The 13,384-nt window shown below is 72.7% G+C and carries 10 protein-coding genes; 3 read left to right on the forward strand and 7 right to left on the reverse strand.

Features of this window, described 5'->3' with window-relative positions:
• Positions 1-207 precede the first annotated feature (207 nt).
• A complete protein-coding gene (locus ACWGJ2_RS16095; protein WP_453346713.1) occupies positions 208-1,452 on the forward strand; it encodes a trypsin-like serine peptidase in 1,245 nt (414 codons plus the stop codon).
• A 231-nt stretch (positions 1,453-1,683) separates the two neighbouring features.
• On the forward strand, positions 1,684-2,898 hold the full coding sequence (locus ACWGJ2_RS16100; RefSeq protein WP_453346714.1) for a trypsin-like serine peptidase: 1,215 nt from the start codon (positions 1,684-1,686) through the stop codon (positions 2,896-2,898).
• A gap of 130 nt (positions 2,899-3,028) precedes the next feature.
• Here ACWGJ2_RS16100 and hflX read toward each other — a convergent pair whose 3' ends face one another.
• From hflX to miaA, 6 genes are all read right to left on the reverse strand, one after another.
• Positions 3,029-4,543 carry a GTPase HflX gene (gene hflX, locus ACWGJ2_RS16105; protein ID WP_453346715.1) on the reverse strand — a complete coding sequence of 505 codons (1,515 nt, stop codon included), beginning with the start codon at positions 4,541-4,543 and terminating at the stop codon, positions 3,029-3,031.
• A 196-nt stretch (positions 4,544-4,739) separates the two neighbouring features.
• Positions 4,740-6,236 carry a M1 family metallopeptidase gene (locus ACWGJ2_RS16110; RefSeq protein ID WP_453346716.1) on the reverse strand — a complete coding sequence of 499 codons (1,497 nt, stop codon included), beginning with the start codon at positions 6,234-6,236 and terminating at the stop codon, positions 4,740-4,742.
• Between the two features lie 133 nt (positions 6,237-6,369).
• Positions 6,370-8,790 carry a RelA/SpoT family protein gene (locus ACWGJ2_RS16115; protein WP_453346717.1) on the reverse strand — a complete coding sequence of 807 codons (2,421 nt, stop codon included), beginning with the start codon at positions 8,788-8,790 and terminating at the stop codon, positions 6,370-6,372.
• Between the two features lie 256 nt (positions 8,791-9,046).
• Complete coding sequence (gene dapF / locus ACWGJ2_RS16120; RefSeq protein ID WP_453346718.1) at positions 9,047-9,964, reverse strand: diaminopimelate epimerase; 918 nt, start codon at positions 9,962-9,964, stop codon at positions 9,047-9,049.
• Between the two features lie 75 nt (positions 9,965-10,039).
• On the reverse strand, positions 10,040-10,666 hold the full coding sequence (locus ACWGJ2_RS16125) for a hypothetical protein (RefSeq protein ID WP_453346755.1): 627 nt from the start codon (positions 10,664-10,666) through the stop codon (positions 10,040-10,042).
• Positions 10,667-10,775: 109 nt separating this feature from the next.
• Entirely contained in the window at positions 10,776-11,744 is a 969-nt protein-coding gene (miaA, locus tag ACWGJ2_RS16130; protein WP_453346719.1) for a tRNA (adenosine(37)-N6)-dimethylallyltransferase MiaA, read from the reverse strand.
• A gap of 457 nt (positions 11,745-12,201) precedes the next feature.
• Here miaA and ACWGJ2_RS16135 point away from each other — a divergent pair, with 457 nt between their 5' ends.
• Positions 12,202-12,429, forward strand: coding sequence for an antitoxin (locus ACWGJ2_RS16135; RefSeq protein ID WP_453346720.1), 228 nt, complete (start codon positions 12,202-12,204; stop codon positions 12,427-12,429).
• A gap of 181 nt (positions 12,430-12,610) precedes the next feature.
• Here ACWGJ2_RS16135 and ACWGJ2_RS16140 read toward each other — a convergent pair whose 3' ends face one another.
• Positions 12,611-13,318: a class III extradiol dioxygenase subunit B-like domain-containing protein gene (locus ACWGJ2_RS16140; protein ID WP_453346721.1), complete on the reverse strand. Its 708-nt coding sequence runs from the start codon at positions 13,316-13,318 to the stop codon at positions 12,611-12,613.
• Positions 13,319-13,384: the final 66 nt, after the last annotated feature.

Genomic DNA, 13,384 nt, shown 5'->3' on the forward strand with positions numbered 1-13,384 from the left:
AGCGGGCCGGTGTCCCCCGTCCGTACCAACGAAGTGACGGCCCCGGGATCACGGCCGGAAGTGAAGATCTCTGGCGAGTACCGGGCGGAACCATGGACCCTGGTGCACCCGTCCCCTCCCCCACCGGGCATAGTGGTGGCCGCTCGCTCCGGCGTGGTGCATGACAAGTACACAGGCGAAACGATCCAGTTCAGGGGGAATCCGCAGATGCCACCCATAGCCAGATCCGCGCGACGTCGACGTCCGGCGCTCGCCGCCGCAGCGGCCGTCGCAGCGCTGGTGGTGACTGCCACCGGGTGTGGCCCGGACGAGGGGTCGGCCGACGCCAAAGCCAGTGCCGAGGCGGGGGCCAGCACGCCCGACAAGGAGAAGCGGGAGGAGCTGGGGCTGCCGGACAAGCTGCCCGAGGACCTGCCCACCTCCCTCGAAGACCTCGACAAGTGGCGCGACGGCGAGTGGAAGAACTGGGACAAGGACCAGTGGCTCCGTGAGGCCAAGGACTTCATCAATCCGATCATCGAGGACCTCTGGGACCCGGACCGGATGAAGGACGCCGACGAGAACGACCGTGCCGACGAGAAGGACCGCAAGGTCGACGACTCGGACATCGACGACAGCCGGAGCGGCGGCGACAACGGCACCGGCGAGGACGAGGGCGTCACCGACCCCACTCCCGCCAAGATCCCGGCGAAGGCGGTCAAGACCCCGTACACGCAGGGCGCAGCGCCCGTCGGCAAGGTCTTCATGGACACCCCGAAGGGCTCCATGGTCTGCTCGGGCACCGTCGTGAAGGACCCCGCGAACCCGGGCAGGTCCAACCTCGTCGCCACCGCGGGGCACTGCGTGCACGCGGGCAAGGAGGGCGGCTGGTTCCGTAACGTCGTCTTCGTGCCGCACTACAACAGCAAGGGCCTGTCCAACGCCCGGCTGGAGACGGCGCAGCAGCAGGACGTGGCGCCGCACGGCGTCTGGTGGGCCAAGCACGCGCAGACCACCGACCACTGGATCGAGAACGGTTCCTCCATGGGTGGCGGGGGCGCGCCGCAGGACTTCGCCGTGATGAAGGTCCAGCCGGAGGACAGGAGCGGCGGCAAGTCGCTGGAGGAGACCGTCGGCGAGGCCGTGTCGGTCAACTTCAACACTCCCCGGGTGAAGTCGATCCCCACCCTCACCCCGACCGGCTACCCGGCCGCGCCGCCCTTCGACGGCTCGAAGATGTACAACTGCGAGGGCAAGCCGGGACGCGTCACGCTCGACGCCAACCAGCCCACCATGTACCGCGTCGGCTGCACCATGACCGGCGGTTCCTCCGGCGGCGGCTGGCTGAGCCCGAGCGGCTCCCAGCTCCTGTCCGTCACCTCCATCGGCCCGGTCACGGGCGGCTGGCTGGCGGGACCCAGGCTGGGCACCGAGGCGAAGGGCGTCTACACCGCCGTCAGCAAGAAGAACTGACGCGCGGCACGCATCCGCCGGGCGCGGCGGGAGGGGCCGCAGAGCATCCCGCCGCGCCCGTGTGCCACGCGTACACCTCGTACGTCACGCGTACGTCCCGTGCGTCACTCGCACAGCTCGTGCGCCACGCGTACGCCCCGTGCGTCACTCGTGCACCTCGTTGTGCCGCGCGTACGCACAGAGCACGATGATCGATCCATCTCGATGATCCACAACAGGGGGATTCCTTCCATGTCATCGATACGGCCGAGGCGCCGGAAGCCGGTGGTCGCCATGACCGCGCTCGCCGCCGCGCTCACCCTCACCGTCACCGCCTGCCAGTCCGGCGAGGACGACACCACCGACGCCCAGGCGAAGCCGTCGGCGGGCTCCTCCGCCGACACGGCGGCCAAGGACAAGGACCAGCTCGGGCTGCCCGACAAGCTGCCGGACGACCTGCCCACGTCCCTCAAGGACCTGGACAAGTGGCGCAACGGCGAGTGGAAGAACTGGGACAAGGACCAGTGGGTGCGTGAGGCGTCCGACTTCGTCAATCCCTACATCAAGGACCACTGGAAGCCCGGCCGCATGAAGGAGGCCGAGGACAACGAGAAGCAGGTCCCGGCCGACATCGAGAGCACCTCGGCCGAGACCGGCACCGACCCCGAGCCCAGCGCGGTGAAGGCCAAGGGCGTGCAGACCCCGTACACGCGCAACGCGGCCCCCGCGGGCAAGGTCTTCATGGACACCCCCGACGGCCCGATGGTCTGCTCCGGCACCGTCGTCAAGGACCCCCGCAACCCGGGCAAGTCCAACCTCGTCGCCACCGCGGGGCACTGTGTGCACTCGGGCGGCAGCGGCGGCTGGCTGCGCAACATCATGTTCGTGCCCGCCTACAACGACAAGGGCCTCTCCCCCGCGCAGCTCCAGAACGCGCAGCCGCAGGAGATCGCCCCGTACGGCCAGTGGTGGGGCGAGTGGGCGCAGACCACGGGCTACTGGATCGAGAAGGGCGCCCACTCGGGCGGTGGCGGCGCACAGCAGGACTTCGCCGTCCTGCACGTGAAGCCGGAGCAGCAGACGGGCAAGTCGCTGGAGGAGACCGTCGGCAACGCCGTGAAGGTCAACTTCGACGCCCCGGTGGTCAGCCGCTTCTCCGGGCTCAGCTCGTACGGCTACCCGGCGGCGCCGCCCTACGACGGCTCGAAGATGTACAACTGCACGGACAAGCCCGGCAAGCTCACCATCGACCCGGCCCAGCCCGCGATGTACCGCATCGGCTGCACCATGACCGGCGGTTCCTCCGGCGGCGGCTGGTTCATGGAGGGCGCGGGCGGCAAGCCCGAGCTGGTCTCGGTCAACTCGATCGGCCCGCAGCCCGCCACCTGGCTCGCGGGGCCGCGCCTGGGCGCGTCCTCCAAGGCCGTCTTCGACGCGATCAGCAAGAAGTACGCGGGCAGGAACTGACCGCGATCCGGCAGGTGTGACACCTTCCGGTCCAGGTGTGACGCCCGACAGCGGAAGGGCCCGCCCCCTCGCACGAGGGGGCGGGCCCTTTCCGTACGCGCTGAGAGCGCGCCGGTGTCAGGCGCCGGTGTCAGGCGATGACGTGCGGTTCGTAGGCCCGCAGCTCGGCCGCCAGCTCCTCGTGCACGCGCGCCTTCAGCAGGGTGCCGTTGCCCGTGTGCTCCTCGGAGAGCACCTCGCCCTCGTTGTGCACCCGGGAGACGAGCTTCCCCTTCGTGTACGGCAGGAGGACCTCCAGCTCGACCGAGGGGCGGGGCAGCTCGTCGTCGATGAGTGCCTTCAGCTCCTCGATGCCCTGGCCCGTGCGCGCGGAGACGAGCATCGCGTGCTTCTCCGCGCGCAGCAGCCGCTGGAGCACGAGCGGATCGGCGGCGTCCGCCTTGTTCACGACGACGATCTCGGGGACGTCGGCGGCGCCGACGTCACGGATCACCTCGCGGACCGAGGCGAGCTGCTCCTCGGGCGCCGGGTGCGAGCCGTCCACCACGTGCACGATGAGATCGGCGTCGCCGACCTCCTCCATGGTGGAGCGGAACGCCTCGACCAGGTGGTGCGGCAGGTGGCGCACGAAGCCGACGGTGTCGGCCAGCGTGTACAGCCGCCCGCTGGGGGTCTCCGCCTTGCGCACGGTGGGGTCCAGGGTGGCGAACAGTGCGTTCTCCACCAGGACGCCCGCGCCCGTGAGGCGGTTGAGCAGCGAGGACTTGCCCGCGTTCGTGTATCCGGCGATGGCGACGGAGGGCACCTTGTGGCGACGGCGCTCCTGGCGCTTGATCTCGCGGCCCGTCTTCATCTCCGCGATCTCGCGGCGCATCTTCGCCATCTTCTCGCGGATGCGGCGACGGTCCGTCTCGATCTTGGTCTCACCGGGACCACGCGTGGCCATGCCGCCACCCGCCGAACCGGAGCCACCGCCACCCATCTGACGGGACAGCGACTGACCCCAGCCACGGAGCCTGGGCAGCATGTACTGCATCTGTGCCAGTGCGACCTGCGCCTTGCCCTCGCGGGACTTGGCGTGCTGCGCGAAGATGTCCAGGATCAGCGCGGTGCGGTCCACCACCTTGACCTTGACCACGTCTTCGAGGTGGATGAGCTGGCCCGGGCTCAGCTCACCGTCGCACACGACGGTGTCGGCGCCGCTCTCCAGCACGATGTCCCGCAGCTCCTGCGCCTTGCCGGAGCCGATGTACGTGGCGGGGTCCGGCTTGTCGCGGCGCTGGATGACGCCGTCGAGGACGAGGGCGCCCGCCGTCTCGGCGAGGGCCGCCAGCTCGGAGAGGGAGTTCTCGGCGTCCTGCGACGTGCCGGAGGTCCAGACACCGACCAGCACGACGCGCTCCAGGCGGAGCTGCCGGTACTCGACCTCGGTGACGTCCTCCAGCTCGGTGGAGAGTCCGGCCACGCGCCGCAGTGCGGCCCGCTCGGAGCGGTCGAACTGGTCGCCGTCACGCTCCCCGTCGATCTCGTGACTCCAAGCAACGTCCTCTTCCATCAGGGCATCGGCTCGGCGAGTGCTCTCGGCGGGGCGCCGGTCTTCGTGGCCCGGGCCGCCGTTCTGCGGAAGGGAGGAGGAGAAGGTCATTGGATCCTTTACGTCGGTGTCGGTGAGAAAAGTCTGCGCCAGGTCAACGCGTGCCCGTCCGGATTGATTCCCCGGAACCGTCCGCCGTACCTCGCGACGTCAAGGATCGTCGCACGGCGCGGTCGGCCCGTCACCCGGATTTACCGGCCGCGGGTCCGGGCCCGTTCCGGGCTCGGGTCCTGGGCCCGTTCCGGGCTCAGGCCGCGCGCCACTTCGGGTGGCCCGGCATCGGCGGGGTCTTCTCTCCGTAGAGCCAGCCTTTCATGAAGCCTGTCAGGTCACGCCCCGCGACCTCGTTGACCATGGCGATGAAGTCGGCGGTGTCGGCGTTGCCGTCCTGGTGGCGGGAGACCCACAGGCGCTCCAGGCGGGCGAAGTCCTCCGCGCCGAGCTTCTGGCGCAGGGCGTAGAGGACCACGGCCGAGCCGTCGTAGACGATGCTGCGGAAGATGCCGATCTTGCCGTCGGGGGTGTCGGTACGCAGCGCGGCGGGAGGCCCGTACTTCTCGCGCCAGGCGTCCGACTCCCGGTACGCGGCGCGCACCCTGCGCTCGACGGGGAAGCCGCCCGCCTTCTGCGCGTAGGCCCACTCGTACCAGGTGGCGTGCCCCTCGTTGAGCCACAGGTCGCCCCAGGTGCGCGGGGAGACGCTGTTGCCGAACCACTGGTGCGCCAGTTCGTGCACCATGACCGACTCCTTGTACCAGGAGGGGTAGTCGGGGGAGGTGAACAGGTGCCGTTCGAAGAGCGAAAGGGTCTGGGTCTCCAGCTCGAAGCCGGTCTGCGCGTCGGCCACCAGCAGCCCGTAGTTCTCGAAGGGGTACGGGCCCGCCCGGCGCTCCATCCACGCGATCTGCTCCGGGGTCTTCGCGAGCCACGGCTCCAGCTTCGCCGCGTCCCCACGGGGCACCACGTCCCGCACCGGCAGCCCGTGCGGCCCCTGGCGGCGCAGGACGGCGGAGCGCCCTACGGAAACCTGCGCCAGTTCGGTCGCCATGGGGTGGGCCGATTCGTACGTCCAGGTGGTGGCGGCTCCTTCGCGCCTCTTGCCGGTCAGTTCGCCGCCCGCTACCGCAGTGAGCTTCCTCGGCGCGGTGACGCGGAAGGTGAAGCGCGCCTTGTCGGAGGGGTGGTCGTTGCAGGGGAAGACCCGGTGCGCCGCGTCCGCCTGGTTGGCCATGGCCAGCCCGTCCGACGTGCGCACCCAGCCGCTGCCCTTGACGCCCTTGACGGGGCTGGTGTGCCGGACCTCGATGCGCAGCGTCTGGCCCCGGTACAGCGGGTCCTCCGGGGTGAGCACCAGGTCCTCGTTCCTGCCCGTGTACGCCGCGCGGTCCCCGTTGACGCGTACGGAACGCACCTGGCCGCCCGCGAAGTCGAGGTTGACGCGGGAGAGGGAGCGGGAGGTCACGCGCGCCTCGATGACCGTGCGGGCTTCGAGGGGCTTGGTGTTGTCTCCTCCGTAGCGCAGGGCGATGTCGTACGCGCTCACGTCGTAGCCGGGATTGCCCAGTTCGGGGAAGAGGCGGTCGCCGATGCCCAGGGCGCGAGGGGCCGGGAGATCGGCCGCGACGAGCGCCAGCGCGGTGGCGGCGACGGCGCCCGCCGTGCCGAAGCGGCGCCGCAGGGTCCGGACGGAGGCAGGACGCGGCGGCCGGTCCGTGGGGACCGCTCCAGGGGGTGTGATGGCCATGCACACACGGCTATCAGCAGACCGGCCGCGCGCGGGGGCGGCGCGGCAGCGGCCCACCCGAATGGATTCCGGCCCGGTCCTGGTGGGCCCGGCCGGTCCCGCGCTTGCCCGGCGCGGTCCGCTGTGCGGGGCCTCAGCCGGTGGTCACGGGGCGGACGGCGCGCGTGACGTCGTAGACCCCCGGGACGCGGCGCATGGCGCGCATGAGGGCGGGGAGGCCCGTCGCGTCGGGGAGTTGGAGCGTGTACGTGTGGCGCACGCGCTGTTCGCGCGGCGGTTCGACGTCGGCGGAGACGACCGCCGCTCCCTGGGAGGCGATGGTCTCGGTGAGGTCGGCGAGCAGCCGGGGGCGGCCGAACGCCTCGGCGCGGAGCGTGACCCGGCACCCGGCCGCGCCCTGCTCCCAGCGCACGGGGACCGCGCGCCGTCCGGCGGAGCGCATACGGGCCACGGCCTGGCAGCTGTCGCGGTGCACCGTGACGGCGCCGCCGCGCACGGTGAACCCGGTGACGGCGTCGCGCGGTACGGGTGTGCAGCAGCGCGCGAGGCGCACAACGGTGTCGGGGTGGTCGGTGACGACGGGGGCGGCCTCGGTCTCGGTGCCGGCCCCGGGGTCGGACTCGGGCTCGGGCTCGGCGCCCTCGGGAAGGGGCGCCGCGGCCTCGTCGGCGCCAAGGGCGGTACCTGTGCCAGTGCCGGTGCCAGTACCGGTGCCGTTCGCCGGGCCGGGCGCGGAGCCGGGGTCCGGGAGTGCGCCGGTTCCGGCGGCGGGGGCCTCCGTCGTGGGGCACAGGACGCCGCCGGGCTCCGCCGTGCAGACCCCCGGCCCGGGCGCGCCTGGGCCGCCCCGCGCGCCGACGGGCTCCGGCACGGGCTCACCCGCGCCGCCATCCGTCCCTGCCGTCTCCGCCGTGCGCGGCTCCCCTGCGGTGTCGGCCGGGTGGGAGGCCAGCCAGTGGCGGATGGCGATGCGCGCCGCGGGCGTACGCGCGTGCTCCAGCCACTCGGGCGAGGGGCCGGAGGGCCCGGCCGTCGCCGTCGGCTCCAGGAAGAGCTGGAGCGCGTCACCGTCGCGCAGGACCGTGCTCAGCGCCGCGAGCCGCCCGTTGACGCGGGCGCCGATGCAGCGGTGTGCCGCCTCGCCGTAGCGGGCGTAGGCGGCGTCCACGCAGGAGGCACCGGCCGGGAGGGGCAGGGCTCCGCCGCTCGGGGCCGAGGCGAGGCCGGGAGAGGCGCAGTAGACGGTGATCTCGCGGTCCTGGGACAGCTCGTCGCGCAGCTCGGCCCAGAAGGTGTCGGTGTCGGTGGCGTGGCTCTGCCACTCCAGAAGGCGGGAGAGCCAGCCGGGGCGCGTGGGGTCGGTGCGCTCCGTCGCCGCTCCAGGCACGCCGCCCGCCGCTTCCGCCCCCGCGCTCGCCGCGTCGCCGCCCGCGCCCTCCTGCTCGCCCTGCGGCGCCACGTAGGGGTTGCCGAGCGCGATCACCCCGGCCTCGGCCACGCGGTGCATGCGCCGGGTGCGGACGAGGACCTCGGCGACGCGCCCGTTGCCGTCGGCGAAGGCGGTGTGCAGCGACTGGTACAGGTTGAACTTCGGTACCGCGATGAAGTCCTTGAACTCCGAGATCACCGGCGTGAAACAGGTGTGCAGCTCGCCCAGCACCCCGTAGCAGTCGGCGTCGTCCTCGACGAGGATCAGCAGCCGTCCGAAGTCGCAGGCGCTCAGCTCACCGCGTTTCATGTGCAGCCGGTGCACGGAGACGGTGTGGCGCGGCCGGATGAGGACCTGCGCGGCGATGCCCGCCTCGCGCAGCACCCTCCGTACGGAGGCGGCGATCTCGGTGAGCGGATCGGTGCGCCGGGCGTGCTCCTGGATCATCTCCCGGGTGCGCGCGTGCTCTTCGGGGTGGAGGATCGCGAAGACCAGGTCCTCCAGCTCGCTCTTGAGCGCCTGCACCCCGAGCCGTTCGGCCAGCGGGATCAGCACATCGCGGGTCACCTTGGCGATGCGCGCCTGCTTCTCCGGGCGCATCACCCCCAGGGTGCGCATGTTGTGCAGCCGGTCGGCGAGCTTGATGGACATCACGCGCACGTCGTTGCCGGTGGCCACGAGCATCTTGCGGAAGGTCTCGGGCTCGGCCGCCGCGCCGTAGTCGACCTTCTCCAGCTTGGTGACGCCGTCGACCAGATAGCTGACCTCGTCCCCGAACTCCCTGCGCACCTGCTCCAGGGTGACCTCGGTGTCCTCGACCGTGTCGTGGAGCAGGGAGGCGGTCAAGGTCGTGGTCTCGGCGCCGAGTTGGGCCAGGAGCAGGGTGACGGCGAGCGGGTGGGTGATGTACGGCTCGCCGCTCTTGCGCATCTGGCCGCGGTGCGAGGACTCCGCGAGGACGTAGGCCCGGCGCAGGGCACCGAGGTCGGCGCGCGGGTAGTGCGCGCGGTGGACCTTGGCGACGTGCTCGATGGCGTCGGGGAGGCCGTCGCGGCGCGGCGCGTGCCCCAGAAGGGCCGCACGGCTGAGTTTCCGCAGATTCCGCAGGTTCCGTACGGAGCTCATGCGCCGGCCCCGCCGCGTACCCCGGCTCGCCGGGCCCCGCGTCCGCGCGGCGTCCTCCCCGTACCGGCTCGCTCGCCGCACTCGCTCATGGGCACCTCCCGTTCATGCACACCCCCACAGGCCCGGGGCTGTGATGCTACAGACCACATCACGCACCGCTGACCGGGTCTCGCACACCGTGAAGCGGATCACTCCATCGTGCGACGTTTGAACAGCGGATGTGCCGTAACTGCGCGGGATGCCCGGAATACGCCCCTCAGACTTCCTGGCCGTCGAGCCACTCCGGGTCGACGGTCCCCTCGGCGACGATGACGGCGGGACCCGTCATCTCGATCTCGCCGTCGGCACGTTCGGTGATCACCAGCCGTCCGCCGGGGACGTCCACGGTGTACGTCACGGGCTGCCCGTCGGCCACCGGGTCCGCGCCGTCGCGGCGGGCGGCGGCGACCATCACCGCGCACGCTCCCGTGCCGCACGAGCGGGTCTCGCCCGAGCCGCGCTCGTGCACGCGCAGGGCGACGTGACGGGGGCCGCGGTCGACGACGAACTCCACGTTCGTGCCGTCCGGATACGCGGCGGCGGGCTCGACGACTGGAGCCTCCAGCAGGCTGCCCGCGTGGGCGAGGTCCTCGACGAAGGCGACGGCGTGCGGGTTGCCCATGGAGACGTGCCGCGCGGCCCAGGCACGCTCCCCGACGCGCACCGTGACGCCGTCCTCCGGCAGCTCCGCGCGGCCCATCGAGACGGTGACCCCGCCGTCCTCGGTGCCCCTGGCGCCCCCGGTGCCCTCGGTGCCGCTCTTGGCGAGGTGCGCGCGGCGCACCCCCGCGCGGGTCGCGATGGCCAGATCACCGGCCTCGGCCAGCCCGAAGCGCTCCAGGCAGCGCGCGAAGACGCGCACGCCGTTGCCGCACATCTCCGCAACGGAGCCGTCGCTGTTGCGGTAGTCCATGAACCACTCGGCCTCGTCGGCCATGGCCCGCGCCTCGGGGTGCGCCGCGGCGCGCACGACCCGCAGCAGGCCGTCGCCGCCGATCCCGGCGCGGCGGTCGCACAGGCGCGCCACGTCCCGCGCGGACAGGTCGAGCTTCCCGTCCGGATCCGGAATGATCACGAAGTCGTTCTCCGTGCCGTGTCCCTTCAGGAACGGCAGGGGCTGCTGCACGCTGGTCACCTTCCCGATCGTACGGGAGTGCGGCACGGTCCGGAGCCGCCGCCCCGGCCGCGCGGGACGGGGCGGAAGGGGAGGTCAGCGCAGTCGGGCCACGCGCCAGATCGCGAGCGCGACGACGGTGCCGACGACCACCGCGTACAGCACGACCACCCGCCAGTCGGTGCGCTGCCCCGAGCCGCGCGCGGGCAGCCCCGGCCAGGACTGGCCCACACGGCGCGCCGCCATGACGCCCCAGCCCGCGGCGCAGCCGCAGATCAGCAGCCCGAGCATCGAGACGACGGCGCCCGAGCCGCCGCCGGGCTCGAAGGCGAGGGGGAAGGCGAACATCAGCGAGCCGAGCGCGCCCAGGACGACGATCGGGGCGAGCTGCCACAGCCGCAGCTTCCGCTGGGGGCGCAGCTCGTGCGGCTCCACAGGGGCCGCGGCGTCCGAGGGCACGGCGCCGTCGGGATCAGGATCGTCAGGCTCCGGATCGTCGGCCCCGGAGACGTCGGGGACGTCGGTCCCGGGAGTCCCGGGGGCACCGGGGCCTTCAGGGAGCGGCGGATCGTTCCGGCGCTCCGGTTCCGCCGCGTCCCGGGGGCCCACCACGCCCTGGGGGTCGCGCGAGTCGTCGCGCGGGTCCCGGTTCTCGCGCGCGTCCCGGGGGTCCCGGGGGGCACCGACCGTGGTCTCTTCGTTGTCACGAGGGCCGGCCTCCATCGCCACGTGCCCTCCCAACTTCCGGTTTCACGGCTCCGAACGATGGTCGATGATGGCACGGCCACGCAGTCCGCCATGACCCCCAGCGCGTCCCGATGCCATCACGTGATCAGGCTGTGACCGCTTCTTCCAGCAAGGCGAGCGCCCGGCCGGTGAGTTGCCCCCGGTCGTCGGCCGCGCCGCTGAGCCAGTGCACGCGCGGATCCCTGCGGAACCACGAGTCCTGGCGCCGCGCGAAGCGCTTCGTCGCGCGGACGGTCTCGGTCCGCGCCTCCTCCTCCGTACACTCTCCGGCCAGCGCTGACAGCACCTGCTGGTAGCCGAGCGCCCGGGAGGCCGTACGGCCCTCGCGCAGCCCCGCGGCCTCCAGTGCGCGCACCTCGTCCACCAAACCGGCCCGCCACATGCGGTCGACGCGGTCCGCGATGCGCGCGTCCAGCTCGGGCCTGGCGACGTCGACGCCGATCTGGACGGTGTCGTAGACCGACTCGTGTCCCGGCAGGTTGGCGGTGAAGGGGCGCCCGGTGATCTCGATGACCTCCAGGGCGCGCACGATGCGGCGGCCGTTGCCGGGCAGGATGGCCCGCGCCGCCTCCGGATCGGCGGCGGCCAGGCGGCGGTGCAGCTCACCGGGGCCGTGCTCGGCCAGCTCCGCCTCCAGCCGGGAACGTACCGCCGGGTCGGTTCCGGGGAACTCCATGGCGTCGATCGCGCCCCTCACGTACAGCCCCGAGCCGCCGACGAGGACGGGGGTGCGGCCCTCTGCGCGCAGGAGGTCGATCCGGGCGCGGGCGAGGCGCTGGTACTCCGCGACGCTCGCCGCCTCCGTGACCTCCCAGACGTCCAGGAGGTGGTGCGGTACACCCGCACGCTCCTCGGGGGTGAGCTTGGCGGTGCCGATGTCCATGCCGCGGTAGAGCTGCATGGAGTCCGCGTTGACGACCTCACCGCCCAGGTGGCGGGCGAGCGCGACGCCCAGGTCGGACTTGCCGGCGGCGGTCGGGCCGACGACGGCGACGACGGGCGGGGCACTGCGGGCGGAGGCGGGTGCGGGCGCGGGATCGGGTGCGGCGTTCACTCCGCAAGTCTCCCAAACCCCGCCCGCCCTTCTCGAACGAGCGACGTGACACCGGGTGCGCGGTGTCGTTGCCCGGCGCGGGGTTCCGGGGCCGGTGACCGGACGGTGCCGCAGGAAGGGCCCACGGAGGCCGCCGGAGGGGCGCGGGAAGGGCACCGGAGGGCCGAAGCACGGCGACGCGAGCCCCCCGTAAGGCGCGAGATTTCGCCCGCACGAGTAAGGTCTGGAGCAGATATGGGCGTATTCGCGAAGATTCTGCGCCCTCTGTCCGGCGCATGCGGCCAAGGCGGCCGGACCCGTACGAGGGACCGGCTCCCGGGAACGGATGGGACGCCCTGGACGTCGGAGAAGACGTCGGCTCCCGTGGCCGACGCCGTGACAGACGAAGACGGGGGCGAGAGCGCCCGCGAGCAGACCGTTCCCCACGGGAAGCAAGGACTGGAGAAAGGTGACCGCCATGGGGTTCATGGACAAGGTCAAGGGCCTGCTGGGCCAGCACGGGGACAAGGTCTCCAAGGGCCTGGACAAGGCCGCGCAGGTGGCCGATTCGAAGACCAAGGGCAAGTACAGCAGCCAGATCAGGACCGGCACAGAGAAGGCGAAGGACGCCGCGACGCGCCTCGGGCCCGACCAGGGCAAGGGCGGCGGAAGCGCCGGCGGCGGCCGGGGCCCCGGCGGCCACTGATCCCTGCGGCTCCGGCCTCCGGTCCGCCGAAGGACCGCGGGGCGTGTGGGGTGCGCGGCCCGCGCGGCCGTGCACCCCACACGTGTGTCCGGGACAGGTCCGGCACGGGCGTACGCGCCGCGTGTGCGGGCCGCATGCCCACGTCCCGGACCGCGCGGGCCCGCGGGCTACGGGCTGCCGGTCACGACCAGCTCGCGACCATGTAGCCGACCCCGTACGGCGCCTCGTCGTACAGCAGCCGCCCGTCGAGCCGCGCGCCCTCCGCGGCGCCCGCCAGCACCTGCCAGCAGGCGCGGCCCGTGGCCTTCAGCTCGTACGCCAGCTCCTCGTCCAGCGCCAGCAGCGCCCCCGTGTCGGCGGAGCCCAGCGCGCGGGCCGCCTCGGCGTCGAAGGCCGCGGCGCGCTCGTCGAAGTAGCCGGGAGCCTTCAGGGTGCGGCAGTTGGTGCCGTCGCCCATGACGAGCATCGCGACGCGGTCCGCGCTCTGGGCCAGCTCCTTGCCGGAGGCGGCGCAGCGGTCGCGGGTGAGCGGCTCGCCCACGCCGAGGCCCTCGACGGGCGCCGCCGTCCAGTCCGTACGGGCCAGGAGCCAGGCGGCGACGGCAAGGGAGGGCGGCAGCTCGCGGTGCGCGGGCTCGCCCTTGCCGAGGCTCACCTCCAGATCGACTCCGTAGCCGCGGAAGGAACCGCGGGCGCCCTGCGGGTGGGGGCCGCGGGCCGGCTGTTCGGCGGGGCCGAGGACCACCAGCCGGTCGGGCCGGGAGGCGGCCAGGACGCCGAGGGCGTCGTAACAGGCGGCGCGCGCGTCATCCATCTCGTGCGCGGCCCCGGCCGCGACCTCGGGCACGAGCAGGGGCGGACTGGGACATACGGCAGCGGCGACAAGCATGCTGCGCAGCTTAGAGGTCTACGCCAGCTCTTCCCACACCCACGCGGCGCCCGTCCGTGTTACGCG

Source organism: Streptomyces sp. NPDC054796, assembly GCF_053611545.1.